Consider the following 18559-nt stretch of genomic DNA (forward strand, 5'->3'; position numbering starts at 1 on the left):
GGCGCTACCGGCCGGCCAGCTTGCGGAAGTCCCAGGAGACGATCTTCTGCGGGGTCAGCCGCAGCCAGGCGTGCCGGCCGTCGTGCGGCATCTCCTCCAGGCCGAAGTTCTTCCGTGCGAACAGCGTCTCGGGGACGTCGAGTTCGGCGCACAGCTCGCCCGTGCGCGGGATCTCCCCGACGAACTGGACGGTGCCCGACAGCTCGGCGCCGCGCAGCTCGTCGTACTCCTCGCCGGTGTCCACCACGATCGCCACGCGCGGATCGCGCCGCAGATCGGTCCACCGCTTGGAGCGCACGACCGAGTACAGCCACATCGAGGTGCCGTCCCAGGCGAACCACAGCGTGCTCACGTGCGGCGCGCCGTCGGCCGAGACCGTGGCGACCCGGCAGGTGCGCTGCGTGCCGAGGAAGTCGTCCAGCTCACCCGGCGTCATCATGATCTTCCGGCCCCGGCGCTGCTGCGTGACGGTCATGCTCCGCCTCATTCCTTCTCTCACGTCGTGCCAGAGGTGATCCTCTGACATCACGTCAGAAAAAGCATGGGTTCTCTTCCGTCCGTGCGCAACGGTGGCTACGCTCGCCCGACCGGTCGCCGGCGACAGGGGAAAGCCGTGCCCTCGTACGAAGCGCTCAGCGAACTCCTCGATCCGCGGACCACCGCGCTGCTCACCGTCGAGTGCCAGGAAGGCGTCGTCGGAGAGCACAGCGCGCTGCCCGAACTCGCCGACGCGGCACGCTCCGGCGGGATGCTCGGCAACGTCGCACGGCTCGTGGCCGCCGCGCACGGGGCCGGCGTCCAGGTCGTCCACGCCGTCGCCGAACGCCGCCCCGACGGCCGCGGCGCGAGCCGCAACGCCCGCCTCTTCCGCGCCGCGGGACGCCTGCCCGTCCAGCAGCTGTCCGGCACGCCGGCGGTGCGCGTGGCCGCCCCGATCGAGGTCGCCGAGCAGGACCTGGTGGTACGGCGCCTGCACGGGCTGTCGCCGATCCAGGGCACCGACGTCGACCCGCTGCTGCGCAACCTGGGCGTCCGCACCGTGGTCGTCACCGGGGTGTCGGCCAACGTGGCCGTCCCCAACGCCGTGTTCGACGCCGTCAACCGCGGCTACACCGCCGTCGTCCCCGCGGACGCCATCGCGGGAGTGCCCTGCGCGTACACCCCCGCGATGATCCGCCACACCCTCGCGTTGGTCGCCACGGTCGCGACCACGGACGAGGTGCTGGCGTGCCTGACGCGTCCGCGTGACGGCCTCAGGCGAGCGTGATCGAGTCCCCGTCGACAGTGATCTTCATCTCCGGCAGCGGCTTGGTCGCCGGACCGCTCTTCACACTGCCGTCGGTGATCGAGAAGTTGCTGTTGTGGCAGGGGCAGTTGATGACGCCGTCGGCGATGCTCTTCACCGCGCAGCCCTGGTGGGTGCAGGTGGCCGAGAAGGCCTTGAACTCGCCCGCGGTCGGCTGCGTCACGACCACCTTCTGCTCGGCGAACACCTTGCCGCCGCCCTCGGGGATGTCCGCGGTCGACGCGAGAGCGGAGCCGGCGCCGCCTTCTCCGCCCGACGGGGTGCTGCCCGCCCCCTGGTCGCCCTGGGCGGTGCCGGAGGAGTCCGCGGAGCCGGACGAGCCGTCGTCCGAGCCTCCGCAGGCGGTCAGCGCGACGGCGAGGCCCGCCGCTCCGGCCGCCGCCACGACGGTACGACGGGCCGGTCCCGATGCGGGCTGGAGCGATGCGCTGGTCATACTGGCGTTTCCCTTCGGGAGGGTTGCGATGATCTGCCGGGAGGTACGGGCCCGGCGGACCGCCTGTTCAGACGGTGTCGAAATCCTGACCCGCGCGGAGGCGGCTGTGCACCAAACCTCGCTGTCGGTTCGCTGTCGGTTTGCCGTGCACCGCAGCGGTGCCGGTGCGAGAGCCGGCCGGTGCGTCAGTAACCTGGGGCGATGCTCAAGGAAGTGATCGCGACCCGCTTCATCACGCCGCTGCGCGAGGGCGGTTCGCTGCCGGGCCTGGTCGAGGCCGACGACTTCGGCACCTACGTCCTGAAGTTCAGCGGCGCGGGACAGGGGCGCAAGACGCTCGTCGCCGAGGTGGTCTGCGGGGAACTGGCCCGCCGGCTCGGGCTGCGGGTGCCGCGTCTGGTGACCGTCGAGCTCGACCCGGACCTCGGGCTGGGCGAGCCCGACGAGCAGGTGCAGGGGCTGCTGCGGTCCAGCGGCGGCACCAACCTCGGCATGGACTTCCTCTCCGGCGCGCTCGGCTTCGACCCGCTCGCCTTCCGGGTGAGCCCCGAGGAGGCCGGGCGGATCGTCTGGTTCGACGCCCTGGTCAACAACGTCGACCGGTCCTGGCGCAACCCCAACCTGCTGATGTGGCGGGGCGAGGTGTGGCTCGTCGACCACGGGGCGACCGTGATCTGGCACCACAACTGGCGCGGCGCCGAAGCCTCCGCGGGCCGTCCGTACGACGCCTCCGACCACGCGCTGGCGCCCTTCGCGCCGGACGTCGCCGCCGCGGCGGCCGCGCTGGCGCCCCGGGTCACGGAGGAACTCCTCGCGGAGGTCACCGCGAGCGTCCCGGACGCCTGGCTCGCCGGCGAGCCGGGCTTCGACACGCCGGACGACCTCAGGCGGGCCTACGCGCGGCCGCTGCTCGCCCGGGCCGCCGTCATCCACGAGCGCATCCAGGGGATCCAGTGAACGACCGGCACATCATCAGGGGCGGCCCGCGCGACCGCCAGGTGTACGAGTACGCGCTCCTGCGCGTCGTCCCGCGCGTCGAGCGGGGCGAGTGCATCAACGCCGGGGTGCTCGTCTACTGCCGGGCCGAGGCCTACGTCGGCGCGCGCACCCACCTGGACGAGGCCCGGCTGCTCGCCCTCGACCCGCAGGCGGACGTGGCCGGGGTCCGGGCCGCGCTGCGCGCGGTGGAGGGCGTCTGCGCGGGCGGCACGGCGGCCGGCCAGGCGGCGGCCGACGACCCGGGCCGCCGCTTCCGCTGGCTCGTCGCACCCCGCTCCACGATCGTCCAGCCCGGCCCCGTGCACACGGGCCTGACCACGGATCCGGCGGCGGAGACGGAGCGGTTGCTGGACCTGCTGGTGCGCTAGCCGCGGGCGGTGGGTGCTCGTCGGTCAGCGCCTGCGGCGGCGCTTGATCAGGTAACCGGCCATGAGCGAGGCGCCCACGGCGAACGTCAGGCCCAGGCCGACGTCCCAGTCGGTCGGACCCGAGGCGACCGCGCCTCCGACGCCGCCCCGCACGCCTTGCGACGGGGTGGCGGCGGCGGGTGTGGTGGCCCCGGGCGTTCGCGTTGCGGGCGTGACCGGCGTGACCGGGGTGGCCGGCGTCGTGGCCGGTGTGGCGCTCACCGAGGCGGACGGCCGGGCCGGCGACGTGGGGGAGATGATCCCCGTGCCGCGGCGCGGCAGCGCCTCGCACGCGATGCCGTCGTCCGGGCCCCGGTCCTCGTCCAGCCGGTGCGGGTCGCGCGGATCCGCGTCGAACACGGCCTGCGCGTCCTCCTGGAAGGCGAAATCGCGGCAGTCCCGGTCCGGCTGGGCATGGGCGGGGGCGGACAAGGGCACGATCGCGGCGATCGCGAACAGCGTGCCGATGACACCGGTACGACGGCGCATGGTGCGCCTCCTTTCCGGCCACGTGGGGCTCGCGCTCCGACGCTAGGACGGGGCGGACGGCGGCGACCTGCGGTCCTGGGCCGTTCGGGTGTTCCTCGGCGCTGTGCCGGGCAGGTCGGCGCGGGTGATGGATCACATGCCGCGCCCGGCCGTTGACACCGCGTGCCAGGGCTTCTAGCGTCACACCCACTGAAGGTACTAAGCGGTCGCTCACCTGAGGAGAACGAGTCATGTCCACCACTGAGCAGCGGGTCGCCGTCGTCACCGGTGCCGCGCGCGGCATCGGCGCCGCCACCGCCGTACGACTGGCCGCCGAGGGCCGCGCGGTCGCCGTGCTCGACCTCGACGAGGCCGCCTGCAAGGACACCGTCGAGAAGATCACCGCCGCCGGGGGCAAGGCCGTCGCGGTCGGCTGCGACGTCTCGGACGAGGCGCAGGTCGAGGCGGCCGTCGCGCGGATCACCGAGGAGCTCGGCGCGCCGACGATCCTGGTCAACAACGCGGGCGTGCTGCGTGACAACCTGCTGTTCAAGATGAGCGTCTCCGACTGGGACACCGTCATGAACGTGCACCTGCGCGGCGCCTTCCTGATGTCCAAGGCGTGCCAGAAGCACATGGTCGACGCCGGCTTCGGCCGGATCGTCAACCTGTCCTCGTCCTCCGCGCTCGGCAACCGCGGCCAGGTCAACTACTCCGCCGCCAAGGCCGGTCTGCAGGGCTTCACCAAGACCCTCGCCAAGGAGCTCGGCAAGTTCGGCGTGACCGCCAACGCCGTCGCCCCCGGCTTCATCGCCACCGAGATGACCAAGGCCACCGCCGACCGGGTCGGGATGGGCTTCGAGGACTTCAAGGCCGCCGCCGCCACCCAGATCCCGGTCGCCCGGGTCGGTGAGCCGGAGGACATCGCCAACGCCATCGCCTTCTTCACCGGCGAGGCCGCCGGGTTCGTCTCCGGCCAGGTGCTGTACGTGGCCGGCGGACCGCTCGACTAAGGGACCCAGAACATGACTTCCGTGGAACTCTCCGGCAAGGTCGCCCTCGTCACGGGCGCCAGCCGCGGCATCGGCTACGGCGTCGCCGAGGCGCTCGTCGCGCGCGGCGACCGTGTCGTCATCACCGGCCGCAACGAGGACGCCCTCAAGGAGGCCGTCGAGCGGCTCGGCGCCGACCGCGCGGTCCACGTGGCCGGCAAGGCGCACGACGAGGCCCACCAGACCGTCGCCGTCGAACGGGCGATGGAGGCCTTCGGCCGCGTCGACTTCCTGGTCAACAACGCCGGCACCAACCCGGTCTTCGGCCCGATCGCCGACCTCGACCTGAACGTGGCGCGCAAGGTGTTCGAGACCAACGTCGTCTCGGCGCTCGGCTTCGCGCAGAAGACCTGGCACGCCTGGCAGAAGGACAACGGCGGCGCGATCGTCAACATCGCCTCCGTCGCGGGCCTGTCGCCCTCGCCGTTCATCGGCGCCTACGGCGTCAGCAAGGCGGCGATGATCAACCTGACCGTGCAGCTCGCGCACGAGTTCGCGCCCCGGGTGCGGGTCAACGCGATCGCCCCGGCCGTGGTGAAGACCAAGTTCGCCCAGGCCCTGTACGAGGGCCGGGAGGAGGAGGCCGCGGCGGCCTACCCGCTCGGCCGGCTCGGCGTGCCCTCCGACATCGGGGGCGCGGCCGCGTTCCTCACCTCCGAGCAGTCCGACTGGGTCACCGGCCAGACGCTCGTCGTGGACGGCGGCATCTTCCTCAACGCCGGCACCGGCTGACCCGCGCGTACTCGACCGGCACGGGCGCTCCTTGACGCGAGGGGCGCCCGTGTCGACGTAAAAAGGCCGCAAAAGGCGATGACAACGTCGTCAAAGGTTTATCGATCAAGAAGTCATGTTCCAGGGAGGGTCAGCCGCCCCGGCACTGCGGTATGGTCTGCCGACCCTTGGTATGGCAGATCGAGGAGCGTGCGCGTGTTCAACCGGAACCGATGCCTGCGGCGGGTGGCGGCCATCGCGTCCATATCGTCCCTGGTCGCCGGATGCGGCGTGCTGTCGTCCGACACCCCGGACGACGCGGGGCCGATCGTCGTCGGCACCACCAGTTCTCCCAGCACGCTCGATCCCGCCGCCTCCTGGGACAGCTCCTGGGAACTGTTCCGCAACATCTACCAGACGTTGCTGAGCTATCCCGTCGGCGAGACCACGCCCCAGCCGGACGCCGCCGAGAGCTGCGAGTTCAGCGATTCGTCGAACCAGGTCTACCGCTGTGAGCTGCGCGAGGGCCTGAAGTTCTCCAACGGCGAGGCGCTCGACGCCCAGGCCGTGAAGTACTCGTTCGACCGGATCCGCAAGATCAACGTCAACGGCGGGCCCGCCGGTCTGCTGGGCAGCCTCGAACGGGTCCAGGCGCCGAACGACCGCGAGGTGGTCTTCCACCTCAACAAGCCCGACGCCACCTTCCCGTTCGTCCTCGCCACGCCCGCGATGTCCATCGTCTCCCCGAAGGACTACCCGGCCGACGGCCTGCGCAAGAGCACCGACGTCGTCGGCTCGGGGCCGTACACCCTCGACTCCTACGACGAGGGCGAGGAAGCCGTCCTCGTCAAGAACGACGCCTACCAGGGCTTCGCCGAGCGCCGGAACGACGCGGTCACCATCCGCTACTTCCAGGACTCCGGCGAGATGGTCGAGGCCCTGCGGGACAAGCGGATCGACGTGACCTACCGCGGTCTGGCCGCCGGGGACGTCGTCGACCTGCAGAGCAAGACCTCCAAGGAGGAGGAGATCCAGCTCGTCGAGGGCACCGGCACGGACATCAACTACCTGGTGTTCAACCCGAAGGACCCCTGGGCGAACAAGAAGCCGGTGCGCCAGGCCATCGCGCAGGTCGTCGACCGGGCGGCGATCGCCCACAAGGTCTACAAGGACACCGTCGACCCGCTCTACTCCATGGTCCCCAAGGGCCTCACCGGCCACACCACGGGCTTCTTCGACGACTACGGCGACCCGGACGTGGCCAAGGCCCGCAAGATCCTCACCGAGGCCGGCATCAACCAGAAGGTCCCGCTCACCTTCTGGTACACGAGCGACCGCTACGGCTCCGAGACCGCCGCCGAGTTCAAGGAGCTCGAACGCCAGCTGGAGGACTCGGGCCTGTTCTCGATCAGCCTCAAGAGCCGCCCCTGGAAGACCTACGTGGGGGGCTACCAGAAGGGCGAGTACCCGGTCTTCGGACGAGGCTGGTTCCCCGACTTCCCGGACGCCGAGAACTTCATCGCGCCGTTCGTCGGCGAGCAGAACGCCCTCGGCACGCCCTACCCGGCCCCCGAGATCACCGGCGACCTGCTGCCCCGCTCGCGCCGCGAGAGCGACCGCGCGAACGTGGAGAAGGAGTTCGAGGAGGCCCAGCGGATCCTGGTCGACGACGCGCGGCTGCTGCCGCTGTGGCAGGGCCGGCAGTACGTGGCGGCCAGCCGGGACGTCTCGGGCGCCGAGCGGGCCCTGGACCCGTCGACGATCATGATGATGTGGGAACTGCACCGCAAGACCGCCTGGTAGGCAGCCGGGCAGCCGGCGTTCCCGGGCGCGTTGTCAGTGGTCGCCTGTAGGTTCTGGCCTGCAAGTGACCACACATCGTGAGGACGTTGACGTGACCGACATCGCCATGCTGCCCGAGTCCTGGCGCGGGGTTCTGGGTGACGAGCTGCAGCAGCCCTGGTTCAAGGAGCTGACGGAGTTCGTCGAGGAGGAGCGGGCGAAGGGTCCCGTCTACCCGCCGCGCGAGGAGGTCTTCGCGGCGCTGGACGCCACGCCGTACGACCGGGTCAAGGTCCTGATCCTCGGTCAGGACCCGTACCACGGCGAGGGCCAGGGCCACGGCCTGTGCTTCTCGGTCCGGCCCGGGGTGCGGATCCCGCCGTCCCTGCGGAACATCTACAAGGAGATGCACGAGGAGCTCGGCACCCCGGTCCCGGACAACGGCTACCTGATGCCGTGGGCCCGTCAGGGGGTGCTGCTGCTCAACGCGGTGCTCACGGTCCGCGGCGGCGAGGCCAACTCGCACAAGGGCCGGGGCTGGGAGAAGTTCACCGACGCGGTGATCCGGGCGGTGGCCGAGCGCCCCGACCCGGCGGTGTTCGTCCTCTGGGGGAACTACGCGCAGAAGAAGCTGCCGCTGATCGACGAGACCCGGCACGCGGTGGTCAAGGGCGCGCACCCCTCGCCCCTGTCGGCCAAGAAGTTCTTCGGCTCGCGGCCGTTCACGCAGATCAACGCCGCGGTGGCGGCGCAGGGCCACGAGCCGATCGACTGGACGATCCCGAACCTGGGCTGACGAGGGTCCCGCCGGGTCCGGCCGGGACGGTCTCCGGAGCCGCCTGAGCCGGATCCTCGCCCCTTGCGGTTAGCGTCGGGGCGAACAGCCGGCGAGTGCGCGGAGGGCGTCGTGGCGGAGCGACAGGGACGGACGGCGCCGGACGCCGTGCTGACGCGGATCGGGCAGGTCGTCATGCTGCACCACGCGGGGGACCGGGAGGAGGCCCGCCACCGCCTCCTGGACCTGTGGGCGGAGATCGGCGAGCACGGCGACCCGCTGCACCGCTGCACCCTCGCCCACTACCTGGCCGACACCCAGGACGACCCGGCGGACGAACTGGCCTGGGACCTGCGCGCGTTGACGGCGGCGGAGGAGGCCGGGCAGGAAGCCCGCGCCGTGATCGCGTTCTATCCCTCCCTGCATCTGAATCTGGCGGACGACTATCTGGCACTCGGCCGGTTCGACGCCGCCCGCACGCATCTGCGATGGGCCCGGGAGGCCGCCGCCGCCCTCGCCGACGACCGCTACGGCGAGGGCGTACGGGCGGCCATCGGACGGCTGCAGGCCCGGCTGGGGGAGGGCGGCGGCGGGGCGTGGACGCCGCCGCGGCAGCGGCCCTGAGGCGCGGCGGCGGGCGCGCGGCGGGTCAACGTCCGTAGGTGTCACGGCAGATCGTCGCCTCCGGGCTGTCCGCCCGCCACCCCCCGTAGCGCCGGCCCAGTGCGCACACGTCCGTGTCGCCGGGGACCTGCCGGTGGACGTCCTGCCGCACCGACTCGGAGACGTCGGGCAGTTCGGCGCGCGGCCGCTGATGAGTGTCACCGGCCGGCCCGGGGCGGTCGGGGCGGGCGGGCCGGGGCCGGGCGGCGTCGTGCCGGCCGGACGGCGGCTGCCGTGGGGAGGTGGCCGCCGGGGACGCCACCGGACGGGTCGTGGACGCGTCGGCCCCGGGGGTGGCCGGCGCCGGGCGGCGGGACGCCTCCTCGATCAGTTGCAGGGCCTCGCGGGCCGGTGCCTGCACGATCTGCGTCTCCGTCCGCCCCTCGGGCCGCGGCAGCGGCGGCCGGGACGGCGCCGTCGGGGCCCCCGGGGCGGAGGGATGCTGGACCGTCGTACAGCCGGCGAGGGCCGAGACAGCCACGGTCACGAGGAGCGTCGCTGTGGTCGTCGTTCGATGCACCCGCGCCACTCTGGTGCGTCCGGCCCGCGCCGGGACAGCGGACAGGCGCAGGATGCCCCGCACGGGTGATGTCCCGCCCCGTACGGAGGGCGCGGGCCCGCCGGGGCTGACGTCAGTCGCCGGTCGCGCCGTCGATGCGTTCGCGGATCAGGTCGGCGTGGCCGTTGTGCCGCGCGTACTCCTCGATCATGTGGGTGTAGAGCCACCGCAGGTTGTACCGCTCGCCGGTGCGCCGGTGCTTGCCCTTGGAGAGGTCGTCCAGGCCGAAGCGGGCGGCGTGGGCGCGGGCCGCCTCGATCTCGCCCTGCCAGGTGGTGTGGGCCTCCGCCCAGGTGTCGGCCTCGGTCAGGTGGAACTCGCCGTCCAGGTCGTCGTCGGTGTAGTACAGGGGCGGCGCGTCCTCGTTCGCCAGCACCCGGCGGAACCAGCTGCGCTCCACGTCCGCCATGTGCCGCACGAGGCCCAGGAGGGACAGTTCGGAAGGGGCCACGGAGGCGGTCCTGAGCTGCTCGTCGCTCAGCCCTTCGCATTTCCAGGCGAGGGTCTGCCGGTGGAACTCCAGCCACCCCTCCAGCATGGTGCGTTCGTCGGCGGTCGTGGCGGGGATGCGGCGTTCGGTCGTCATGAACGCATCCTTTCCCGGTGCCCCGGCCCGCACCACGGGTTTTTCAGCCCCGGAGCATCCCCGCCAGCAGTTCCCGCAGGCCGGCCCGTACCTCGTCCAGGCTCGGGGACGCGGCGCTGAACGACCCCGCCACGCAGCTGAACATCAGCCCGTCCGCCCAGGCGATCAGCGACAGGGTGTGCCGGTCGGGGTCGGTGGAACCCAGGCCGGTGACGAGGGCGGCCAGCTGGTCGCGGAAGCGGGCGCCCGTCGCGTCGAAGAAGGCGCGCAGCTCGGGACGGCGCGTCGCCTCCAGGGCCAGTTCGTAACGGGCCAGCGTGAGCGCGCGGTGGCCGGTCAGGGCGCGGTGGGTCGCCAGGGCCAGGGCGTCCAGCAGTGCGTCGGCCCCGGCGCGGGGGTCCGGCATCTCGTGCAGTGCCAGCACCCGGGCCTCGCGGTCGGCCAGCCGCCGCACCGCCAGCTCCAGCAGGGCCTGCCGGGTGCGCGCGACGTTGGAGGTGGAGCCCTGCGGGAGCCCGGCCGCCTCGTCGACCGCGCGGTGCGTCAAGCCGCGCATCCCGCGTTCGGCGAGCAGGGCGAGGGCGGCGTCGGCGACGAGATCGGCGCGCGAGGGGCCGGTGGTGCGTACGGACATGACGGCCACGCTACCCGTTTCACTACGGGTGTAGTAACGTCGAAGGTGAACTACAGGTGTAGTGAGCAGTGGAGAGCCACAGGTGCGGTGCCTGGTGGGGTCCGGCGAGGAGGAGCCATGGCAGAGTCGAGGCGGGCCGTCGTGATCGGCGGCGGGATCGGCGGCCTGACCGCCGCGGCCGCGCTGCACGCCCGCGGCTGGCGGGTCACCGTGCTGGAGAGGGCCCGCTCGCTGGAGCCGGTCGGCGCGGCCATCTCGCTCGCTCCCAACTCCCTGCGCGCGCTGGACGTCATCGGACTCGGCGACGAGATCCGTGCCCTCGCCGCCTGGGCCGGGGACGGCGGTCTGCGCGCCCCGGACGGACGGTGGCTCGCCCGCACCTCGGCCGACGCCGCCACCGCGCGCTTCGGTGACCCGCTCGTGCTGCTGCACCGCGCCACCCTCATCACCAGCCTCGCCTCCCGGCTCCCGGCCGGCACCGTCCGCACGGCCGCCGCCGCGGCCCTCGCCGACCCGGGCGGACCCGGCCGGCCCGCCCGCGTCACCACACCCGACGGTGAGCTGGAGGCCGACCTCGTGGTCGGCGCGGACGGCATCCACTCCGCAGTACGCCGCGCGCTCTTCCCCCGCCACCCGGGACCGGTCTACTCCGGCTTCACCACCTGGCGGCTCGTGATCCCCGTGCCCGGCGCGGAGTTCGCCTCGCACGAGACCTGGGGCCAAGGCCGCATCTGGGGCACGCACCCGCTCAAGGACGGCCGGGTCTACGCCTACGCCGCCGCCATGGCCCCGGCCGGCGCACACGCGCCGGACGACGAGCGGGCCGAACTGCTGCGCCGCTTCGGCGACTGGCACCAGCCGATCCCCGCCGTGCTCGCCGCCGCCCGCCCCGGTGACGTGCTGCGCCACGACGTGCACCACATCGCCGAGCCCCTGCCCGCCCACCACCTGGGCCGGGTCGCCCTGGTCGGGGACGCCGCGCACGCCATGCCGCCGACGCTCGGCCAGGGCGGCAACCAGGCCATCGAGGACGCGGTCGTGCTCGCCCACCACTGCGACGACCTGCCCGCCTACACCGCCGCCCGGCTGCCCCGCACCACGGCGATAGCACGCCGGGCCGTGCGGGTCGCGCGCCTCAACCTCGGGGCCGGCCGCGCCGCCGTCGCCGTACGGAACACCGTCATGGCCGCGCTGTCCAAGGCCGCACCCGCCCTGTTCCTGCGCGGCTTCGAGGACATCGCCGACTGGCGGCCGCCGCAGCAGCCGTATGCTTCGCAGCACGACCCGGCAGGCAACCACTAGAGGAGAGCACCAGGTGAAGGTCGGCTGCATCGGACTCGGCGACATCGCGCAGAAGGCCTACCTCCCGGTCCTCGCCTTCCAGCCCGGGGTCGAACTGCACCTGCAGACGCGCACGCCCGCCACGCTCGACCGGGTCGCCGACGGCCTGCACCTCCCGCCCGAGCGGCGGCACACCACCCTCGACTCGCTGCTCGCGGCGGACCTCGACGCCGCCTTCGTGCACGCGCCCACGGTCGTCCACCCGGAGATCGTGACGCGGCTGCTCGAAGTGGGCGTGCCCACGTACGTCGACAAGCCGCTCGCCTACGAACTCGCCGACTCCGCGCGGCTGGTGGCGCTCGCCGAGGAGCGGGGCGTGAGCCTCGCCGTGGGCTTCAACCGGCGCCACGCCCCCGGCTACACCCAGTGCGCCGATCACCCGCGTGAGCTGATCCTCATGCAGAAGAACCGCGTCGGGCTGCCCGAGGACCCGCGCACGATGATCCTCGACGACTTCATCCACGTCGTCGACACCCTGCGGTTCCTCGCGCCGGGCGAGATCGACGACGTGACCGTGCGCGCCCGCGTCCGGGACGGCCTGCTGCACCACGTCGTGCTCCAGCTCGCCGGGGACGGCTTCACCGCCCTGGGCGTGATGAACCGGCTCAGCGGCTCCGCCGAGGAGATCCTGGAGGTGTCCGGGCAGGACACCAAGCGGCAGGTGGTCAACCTCGCCGAGGTGGTCGACCACAAGGGCCAGCCGACTGTGCGGCGGCGCGGTGACTGGGTGCCGGTCGCCCGGCAGCGCGGGATCGAGCAGGCGGTGCTGGCGTTCCTGGACGCCGTCCGGGCCGGCCGGGTGCTCAGCGCCCGGGACGCGCTGGAGACCCATGAGCTGTGCGAACGGGTGGTGCGGGCGGTTCAGGAGCGGACCGCCTGAGCCGCAGCGTCCGCACGCCCTCGCCGGCCGCCCACCCGAAGAGGATCAGCAGGGCGGCGTGCACCGTCCAGTCGCCGTGGCGGACGTAGGGCGTGGTGCCGTGTGCGAGGGGGATCTCGTAGACCTGGGTGGCGGAGGCGTCCGTGCCGAGCCGTGAGCCGACGCGCTCCCCGTCCGGGCCGTGGACGGCGGAGACGCCGGTGAGCGTCGCGTGCACCATGGGGCGGCCGGTCTCGGCGGCGCGCAGCGCGGCGAGCGAGGCGTGCTGTCCCGGCGCCCAGCTCTGCTGGAACGTGGAGGTCGCGGACTGGCCGATGAGCACGTCCACGCCCTCCCGCGTCAGGTGGCGCGTCATGTCGGGGAAGGCCGTCTCGAAGCAGACCATCGGACCGGCGCGCAGGCCGTCGCCCACGTCCATCACGACCGGCTGGGAGCCGCGCCGCCGGTCCTCCCCGGCGGCCTTGCCCACGGAGGTGGCCCAGCCGAGCAGGGACCGGGCCGGGATGTACTCGCCGAAGGGGACCAGGCGCATCTTGTCGTAGCGCTGCCCGGTCAGGCCGTCCGGCCCGACGAGGACCGAGCTCTTGTAGATGCCGGGCTTGTCGGAGCGCCGGGCGTCCACGTTGACCAGGATGTCGGCGCCCGTGGCGCGGGAGAGGTCCGCGAGCCGCCGGGCGAGGTCGGGCCGGTCGCCGAGGTCGAAGCCGACGCTGCTCTCACCCCACACGATCAGGTCGACGCGCTGCCCGGCGAGCCGGCGGGTGAGCTGTTCCTCGCGGTCGAACCGGCGGTCGCCGCTGTCCGGCCCGCCGATCACGCCCGGCTGGACGACGGCGATGCGCACCTGGCCGTCGACGACGGGGCGGGGCGCGTAGATCCAGGCGGCGGAGGTCGCGGCGGCCGTGGCGACGAGCCCGGCCATGGCCGGCACCCGGGCGCCGCGGACCGCGACGAGGACGGCCACGGCCACGTTCAGCGCCACCAGCAGGAAGCTCAGCAGCCACACCCCGCCGACCGAGGCCAGCCGCAGCGCGGGCGCCACCTGCCACTGACTGCTGCCGAGCATGCCCCAGGGGCCGCCCAGCCCCTGCCAGGAGCGGACCAGCTCGGCGGCCAGCCAGCCCGAGGGCAGCACCACCAGCGCCACCGCGACCCGGCTCAGCGACGGAGTCCCGCCCAGGAGGTGGCGCACCAGCCGGCCCCAGGGGGCCCACAGCGCGCCGAGCAGGGCGGCGATGACGAACGTGAACACGTGCAGGCTCGGCAGCAGCCAGTGGTGCATGGCCAGCATGAAGCCGAAGCCGCCGCACCAGCCGTCGTACGCCGCCCGTTTCGCCGTCGGCGCCGTGCGCAGCAGCAGCAGCCACGGGACCAGCGCGACATAGGCCCACCACCACAGGGACGGGGCGGGGAAGGCCAGGACGGGGAGGGCCCCCGCCACCGCGGCGGCGGCCGAGCGCCGCCAGGGGGAGGCGAGCCAGTGGCCGAGCGTCTTCATAGGCGCCTCCTACCCCGCGGTGCCTCCAGTGTGCGCCCTGCGGACGATCTAGGACAGAGGAGGCCGGGTCAGTTGATCACAGGTGCGGTGTGCCGGTCCGGAAGGCGCCGCCACTTCTCCCGTACGACCACCTCGCTCAGCCGCCAGCCGTCGTCCGTGCGCAGCAGCGCGAAGGCGTACCGGCCGCCGCACACGAAGTCCGGCGCGGGCCCGGCGGTGGCCATGGGATTGACGTAGTCGGCCTGGACGCGGGCCGTGTCGCCGGTGTCCTGCTCCCAGACCCCGAAGCGCACGCGGCGGTTGACGATCAGGTGCTGCCGCATCGGGAACAGCCGCAGGCTCTCGGCGAGCCACGCGGCGACCACGCCGGCCTCGCCCTCGATACCGCCGGCCGAGCGGTAGTCCGCCCGTCCCCGGGGCGCGAACAGTCCCCGGTAGGCTCCCAGTCGCCGTCGTCGACCGCCACCGCGTAGTCGGTGATCAGTCCGTCGACGGCCAGCCGGTCCCGCACGGCGGCGAGCTCCCCACGCTGGGTCATCGGCTCAGTGTTGGGCATGGCGGGTGCGGGGCCAAGAGCCGTGCGCCGATATTCGGTGGCCGTCGGGGCCCGGGGCGGTCAGCCTGTCCCTCGTGAACGATCAGAACGAGCCGCGCTTTCGGATACGCGCCCGCCACACCGAGTCCACGATCACGGTCTACCAGGCCTACCGCCCGGAGATCGGCGGTCCCGCCGCCCGCACCGGCCGCTTCCCGACGTCCTGGAAGCGCGACCGCATGACCTGGATCAAGCCGTCGTTCCTGTGGATGATGTACCGCTGCGGCTGGGGCACCAAGGAGGGCCAGGAGGCGGTCCTGGCCGTCGAGATCGAGCGGGACGGCTTCCTCTGGGCGTTGCGGAACGCGTGCCTGTCCCACCACGTGCCCGCCCTGCACGGCGACCGGACCGCCTGGCAGCGGCAGTTGAAGCGGGCGCCGGCGCGGGTGCAGTGGGATCCGGAGCGCGACCTGCGGCTGCGGCCGCTGCCGTACCGGTCGCTGCAGCTGGGGCTCGCGGGAGAGGCCGCCGCGCGCTACGCGGACGAGTGGATCGTGGGGATCGAGGACGTCACGCCGCTCGCCGCGGAGATCCACGCACGGGTGCGGGCCGGTGAACTCGACGCAGCGGCCGGGCTGTTGCCCGAGGAGCGGCCGTATCCGGTCGAGGACGAGGTACTGGCGCGGCTGGGCGCCTGAGGAACGGGACGGAGGGAGCCGGTCGAGCGCCTGAGGGACGGGACGGCGGGAGCCGATCCAGCCGCTTGGGTAGCGGGACGCGGGAGCCGGTCGAACTGCCTGAGGGACGGGAGGGCGGCGGCCGGGCAGGCCGCCCGCGGGACGGAGAAGGGCGAGGGCCGGTCAGGCCGCCCTGACGACGGCGCCGCGGATGGCGGCCGCCCACTCGACGACGAGCAGCTCGTACTCCGCGCGCTCCTCGGCCGACAGGGTGCCGCCCGTGCGCCGCCACAGCGCACGGATCTCCTCGTTCACCTCGGCAGCGGACCGCACGGAACCAGGGGTCACGAAATCGGGGGACATGCGGACAAGCCTAGGGGCAGCCACTGACAGGCCGCTACCGGACGGCTACCGGATCGCTATGCGGTTGGTCACGAGACGCGGCTCACACGCGCCGTCTCAGTGCGCCGGCTCACCCGCGTGCGGGCTGATCGCACCGGTGCTGACCAGGGCGATGATGACGATGCCGAGCGCGATGCGGTAGTAGACGAACGGCATGAAGCTCTTGGTCGAGATGAATTTCATGAACCAGGCGATCACCGCGTAGCCGACACCGAAGGCGATCACGGTGGCGAAGATCGTCGGGCCCCAGGAGACGTGACCGCTCTCGGTGGCGTCCTTCAGCTCGAACAGGCCGGAGGCCAGCACGGCGGGGATGGCCAGCAGGAAGGAGTAGCGGGCCGCGGCCTCGCGCTTGTACCCCATGAACAGGCCGCCGCTGATGGTGGCGCCGGAGCGGGAGACGCCCGGGATCAGCGCCATCGCCTGGCACAGGCCGTAGATCAGGCCGTCCCGGACGCCCAGGTCCTCCAGGGCCTTGCGCTGCTTGGGCGCGCGGTGCCGACCGCCGCTCTCGTCGCGGGCCGCGAGCCGGTCGGCGATGCCCAGGACGATGCCCATGCCGATCAGCATGGTCGCGGTGATCCTGAGGTCGCGGAAGGGTCCCTCGATCTGGTCCTTCAGCGTCACGCCGAGCACGCCGATCGGGATGGAGCCGACGATGACCAGCCAGCCCATCCGGGCGTCCGGATCGCTGCGCAGCGCCTTGTTCGTGAGCGAGCGCGTCCACGCCGAGATGATCCGCCCGATGTCCTTGCGGAAGTAGATCAGCACGGCCGCCTCGGTGCCGATCTGGGTGATCGCCGTGAAGGCCGCGCCCGGGTCCTCCCAGCCCGAGAAGGCCGCCGTCAGGCGCAGGTGGGCGCTGGAGGAGACGGGGAGGAACTCGGTCAGCCCCTGGACGAGTCCGAGGATGAGTGATTCGAACCAAGACATGAGGTAGCGGAGTCCAAGTGCCGATCGTGGGACGGACGACGGGCACACCGGACCGCCGTCGCGAGGAGCGGGGGATCATGTGTGCCGAGGGGGAAGCGTAGCGCCCCCGGGAGACCGCCAGGACACAGGGGTTTGGAAGCGGCCCCGCAGCGGAGCGGATCAGGCCGCGGTCGGTCCGGTCACGGTCCAGCCGGGAGCCTGCGGGCGTGCCGTGAGGTCCTCGTGGCGCACCTCGTCGCCGCAGGCCCGGCAGGTGACGGCCGGGGCGAGGGCGCGACCGCAGGAGTGTTCCACGACCATCGGGTGGTCGCCGTCCGCCCGCAGGTGGCGGTCGCCCCACGCCATGAGGGTCAGCAGCACCGGCTCCAGTTCCAGCCCGGCCCGGGTCGGCCGGTACTCGAAGCGCTGCGGGCGCTCGCTGTAGAGCTCCTTGGTGAGGATCCCGGCGTCCACGAGCCGGCGCAGCCGGGTGGCGAGGATGTCGCGCGGAGCGCCGATGTTGCGCACCAGCTGGTCGAACCGGCCGTTGCCCAGGCACACCTCCCGCAGCACGAGCAGCGAGTACTTCTCGCCGACCAGCGCCAGGGTGTCGGCGATGGAGCAGGGACGCGGATCTTTACGGGCGGCCATGGCGCCCAGTCTACGAGAGGGTTGGATTTTCCAACCCTGCGGGATACCGTGAGTCCGGATTTCCTACTCACCAGTAGTCGTGGAGGCCCGCACATGCGAGACGCAGTCATCGTCGAAGCCGTACGCACCCCGATCGGCAAGGGCAAGCCGAACGGCGCCCTCGCGCACGTCCACCCCGTGGAGCTCCTCGCCCACACCCTGCGCACCCTCGTCGAGCGGTCCGGCGTCGACCCGGAGCTGATCGACGACGTCATCGGCGGCACCGTCGACCAGGTCGGCGAGCAGGCCATGAACACCACCCGCTACGCCGTGCTGTCCGCGGGCTTCCCGGAGTCGGTGCCCGCGACCACCGTCGACCGGCAGTGCGGCTCCTCCCAGCAGGCCGTGCACTTCGCCGCCCAGGGTGTCCTCTCGGGCGCCTACGACCTCGTCGTGGCGTGCGGGGTCGAGTCGATGAGCCGGGTGCCGATGTGGTCGAACGTCCCGCCGGGCAAGGACCCCTTCGGCCCCGGGGTCGCCGAGCGCTACCCCGACGGGCTCGTCCCGCAGGGCATCAGCGCCGAGCTCATCGCGGCCAAGTGGTCGATCGGACGCGACCAGATGGACGCCTTCGCGGTCTCCTCGCACCACAAGGCCGCAGCGGCCTGGGAGGCGGGGTTGTTCGACGCCGAGGTCGCGCCCCTGGAGGGCGTCACGCGCGACGAGTGCGTCCGGCCGGACAGCAGCACCGAGGTCCTCGCCGGGCTCAGGCCCGCCTACCACGACCCCGGCTTCGCCGAACGGTTCCCGCAGATCGAGTGGAACGTCACGGCGGGCAACGCCAGCCCGATCAACGACGGCGCCTCGGCGGTGCTCATCACGTCGAGCGAGACGGCGGCCCGGCTGGGGCTGCGGCCGCTGGCCCGGCTGCACAGCTTCGCCGTCACCGGCTCCGACCCGCTGCTGATGCTCACGGGCGTGATCCCGGCGACCGAGAAGGTGCTGCGCAGGGCGTCGCTCGCCCTCGGCGACATCGACCTGTTCGAGGTCAACGAGGCGTTCTCCAGCGTCGTCCTGGCCTGGCAGCAGGAGACCGGCGCCGCCCTCGACCGGGTCAACGTGCACGGCGGCGCCATCGCGCTCGGCCATCCGCTGGGCGCCAGCGGCACCCGGCTCACGACGACGCTGGTGCACGCGATGCGGGAACGGGGTGCCCGCTACGCACTCCAGACCATGTGCGAGGCGGGCGGGCTCGCCAACGCCATGGTCCTGGAACGCGTCTGAGCCCGAGGGCCGTGACGGCCCG

The 18559-nt window shown here is 72.7% G+C and carries 22 protein-coding genes and 1 pseudogene; 12 read left to right on the forward strand and 11 right to left on the reverse strand.

The window, feature by feature from the left end; translation table 11 throughout:
• Positions 1-4 precede the first annotated feature (4 nt).
• Positions 5-475 carry a pyridoxamine 5'-phosphate oxidase family protein gene (locus tag ACIGAQ_RS24185; protein WP_399785989.1) on the reverse strand — a complete coding sequence of 157 codons (471 nt, stop codon included), beginning with the start codon at positions 473-475 and terminating at the stop codon, positions 5-7.
• Positions 476-613: 138 nt separating this feature from the next.
• Between ACIGAQ_RS24185 and ACIGAQ_RS24190 the strand changes: the two genes are divergently transcribed.
• On the forward strand, positions 614-1267 hold the full coding sequence (locus ACIGAQ_RS24190) for an isochorismatase family protein (RefSeq protein ID WP_399785992.1): 654 nt from the start codon (positions 614-616) through the stop codon (positions 1265-1267).
• On the opposite strand, the gene ACIGAQ_RS24195 is transcribed toward ACIGAQ_RS24190, so the two are convergent.
• Entirely contained in the window at positions 1254-1742 is a 489-nt protein-coding gene (locus ACIGAQ_RS24195; RefSeq protein ID WP_362278703.1) for a Rieske (2Fe-2S) protein, read from the reverse strand. The genes ACIGAQ_RS24190 and ACIGAQ_RS24195 overlap by 14 nt on opposite strands.
• 201 nt (positions 1743-1943) lie before the next feature.
• Between ACIGAQ_RS24195 and ACIGAQ_RS24200 the strand changes: the two genes are divergently transcribed.
• A complete protein-coding gene (locus ACIGAQ_RS24200; protein ID WP_362278704.1) occupies positions 1944-2699 on the forward strand; it encodes a HipA family kinase in 756 nt (251 codons plus the stop codon).
• Positions 2696-3109: a DUF3037 domain-containing protein gene (locus tag ACIGAQ_RS24205; protein WP_311682252.1), complete on the forward strand. Its 414-nt coding sequence runs from the start codon at positions 2696-2698 to the stop codon at positions 3107-3109. Before ACIGAQ_RS24200 ends, ACIGAQ_RS24205 begins: the two co-directional genes overlap by 4 nt.
• A 24-nt stretch (positions 3110-3133) precedes the next feature.
• Here ACIGAQ_RS24205 and ACIGAQ_RS24210 read toward each other — a convergent pair whose 3' ends face one another.
• Positions 3134-3637 carry an excalibur calcium-binding protein gene (locus ACIGAQ_RS24210; protein ID WP_399785996.1) on the reverse strand — a complete coding sequence of 168 codons (504 nt, stop codon included), beginning with the start codon at positions 3635-3637 and terminating at the stop codon, positions 3134-3136.
• 230 nt (positions 3638-3867) lie between these two features.
• On the opposite strand from ACIGAQ_RS24210, the gene fabG reads away from it, so the two are divergent.
• From fabG to ACIGAQ_RS24235, 5 genes are all read left to right on the forward strand, one after another.
• The gene (gene fabG, locus ACIGAQ_RS24215) at positions 3868-4629 is read left to right on the forward strand and encodes a 3-oxoacyl-ACP reductase FabG (protein WP_311682250.1); all 762 of its coding nucleotides are present in this window, start codon (positions 3868-3870) and stop codon (positions 4627-4629) included.
• Positions 4630-4641: 12 nt separating this feature from the next.
• Positions 4642-5400, forward strand: coding sequence for an SDR family oxidoreductase (locus ACIGAQ_RS24220; protein ID WP_311682249.1), 759 nt, complete (start codon positions 4642-4644; stop codon positions 5398-5400).
• A gap of 195 nt (positions 5401-5595) precedes the next feature.
• Entirely contained in the window at positions 5596-7182 is a 1587-nt protein-coding gene (locus tag ACIGAQ_RS24225) for an ABC transporter substrate-binding protein (RefSeq protein WP_399786000.1), read from the forward strand.
• A gap of 91 nt (positions 7183-7273) precedes the next feature.
• On the forward strand, positions 7274-7957 hold the full coding sequence (ung, locus tag ACIGAQ_RS24230) for a uracil-DNA glycosylase (protein ID WP_311682245.1): 684 nt from the start codon (positions 7274-7276) through the stop codon (positions 7955-7957).
• A 111-nt stretch (positions 7958-8068) separates the two neighbouring features.
• Positions 8069-8560, forward strand: coding sequence for a hypothetical protein (locus ACIGAQ_RS24235; protein ID WP_311682243.1), 492 nt, complete (start codon positions 8069-8071; stop codon positions 8558-8560).
• 25 nt (positions 8561-8585) lie between these two features.
• Here ACIGAQ_RS24235 and ACIGAQ_RS24240 read toward each other — a convergent pair whose 3' ends face one another.
• The 3 genes from ACIGAQ_RS24240 to ACIGAQ_RS24250 all read right to left on the reverse strand — a co-directional run bounded on the left by ACIGAQ_RS24240 (position 8586) and on the right by ACIGAQ_RS24250 (position 10378).
• Positions 8586-9080, reverse strand: a complete 495-nt coding sequence (locus tag ACIGAQ_RS24240) for a hypothetical protein (protein WP_399786004.1) — start codon at positions 9078-9080, stop codon at positions 8586-8588.
• 151 nt (positions 9081-9231) lie between these two features.
• Positions 9232-9744 (reverse strand): DinB family protein, encoded by a 513-nt coding sequence (locus ACIGAQ_RS24245; protein WP_311682241.1) that lies wholly within the window; start codon positions 9742-9744, stop codon positions 9232-9234.
• A 43-nt stretch (positions 9745-9787) separates the two neighbouring features.
• Positions 9788-10378, reverse strand: a complete 591-nt coding sequence (locus ACIGAQ_RS24250) for a TetR/AcrR family transcriptional regulator (RefSeq protein WP_399786007.1) — start codon at positions 10376-10378, stop codon at positions 9788-9790.
• Positions 10379-10495: 117 nt separating this feature from the next.
• Here ACIGAQ_RS24250 and ACIGAQ_RS24255 point away from each other — a divergent pair, with 117 nt between their 5' ends.
• Together ACIGAQ_RS24255 and ACIGAQ_RS24260 are read left to right on the forward strand one after the other, a co-directional pair.
• Positions 10496-11680, forward strand: a complete 1185-nt coding sequence (locus tag ACIGAQ_RS24255; RefSeq protein WP_399786010.1) for an FAD-dependent monooxygenase — start codon at positions 10496-10498, stop codon at positions 11678-11680.
• Between the two features lie 13 nt (positions 11681-11693).
• On the forward strand, positions 11694-12599 hold the full coding sequence (locus tag ACIGAQ_RS24260) for a Gfo/Idh/MocA family protein (protein WP_399786013.1): 906 nt from the start codon (positions 11694-11696) through the stop codon (positions 12597-12599).
• Here ACIGAQ_RS24260 and lnt read toward each other — a convergent pair.
• The gene (gene lnt, locus ACIGAQ_RS24265) at positions 12523-14097 is read right to left on the reverse strand and encodes an apolipoprotein N-acyltransferase (protein ID WP_399786015.1); all 1575 of its coding nucleotides are present in this window, start codon (positions 14095-14097) and stop codon (positions 12523-12525) included. The two genes, ACIGAQ_RS24260 and lnt, sit on opposite strands and share 77 nt — an antisense overlap.
• Before the next feature lie 68 nt (positions 14098-14165).
• Positions 14166-14635, reverse strand: a pseudogene (locus ACIGAQ_RS24270) (nuclear transport factor 2 family protein).
• 92 nt (positions 14636-14727) lie between these two features.
• On the opposite strand from ACIGAQ_RS24270, the gene ACIGAQ_RS24275 reads away from it, so the two are divergent.
• Positions 14728-15330 carry a DUF4291 domain-containing protein gene (locus ACIGAQ_RS24275; RefSeq protein ID WP_399786018.1) on the forward strand — a complete coding sequence of 201 codons (603 nt, stop codon included), beginning with the start codon at positions 14728-14730 and terminating at the stop codon, positions 15328-15330.
• Positions 15331-15492: 162 nt separating this feature from the next.
• On the opposite strand, the gene ACIGAQ_RS24280 is transcribed toward ACIGAQ_RS24275, so the two are convergent.
• The 3 genes from ACIGAQ_RS24280 to ACIGAQ_RS24290 form a co-directional block, all read right to left on the reverse strand.
• Positions 15493-15672 carry a hypothetical protein gene (locus ACIGAQ_RS24280; RefSeq protein WP_311682229.1) on the reverse strand — a complete coding sequence of 60 codons (180 nt, stop codon included), beginning with the start codon at positions 15670-15672 and terminating at the stop codon, positions 15493-15495.
• 96 nt (positions 15673-15768) lie between these two features.
• Complete coding sequence (locus tag ACIGAQ_RS24285; RefSeq protein WP_362278713.1) at positions 15769-16644, reverse strand: undecaprenyl-diphosphate phosphatase; 876 nt, start codon at positions 16642-16644, stop codon at positions 15769-15771.
• A 159-nt stretch (positions 16645-16803) separates the two neighbouring features.
• Positions 16804-17274, reverse strand: coding sequence for a helix-turn-helix domain-containing protein (locus tag ACIGAQ_RS24290; RefSeq protein WP_362278714.1), 471 nt, complete (start codon positions 17272-17274; stop codon positions 16804-16806).
• A 93-nt stretch (positions 17275-17367) separates the two neighbouring features.
• On the opposite strand from ACIGAQ_RS24290, the gene ACIGAQ_RS24295 reads away from it, so the two are divergent.
• A complete protein-coding gene (locus ACIGAQ_RS24295; protein WP_399786023.1) occupies positions 17368-18537 on the forward strand; it encodes a thiolase family protein in 1170 nt (389 codons plus the stop codon).
• Positions 18538-18559: the final 22 nt, after the last annotated feature.

The organism is Streptomyces sp. NPDC085932, assembly GCF_044540525.1.
In the GTDB taxonomy this organism is placed as follows: domain Bacteria; phylum Actinomycetota; class Actinomycetes; order Streptomycetales; family Streptomycetaceae; genus Streptomyces; species Streptomyces levis.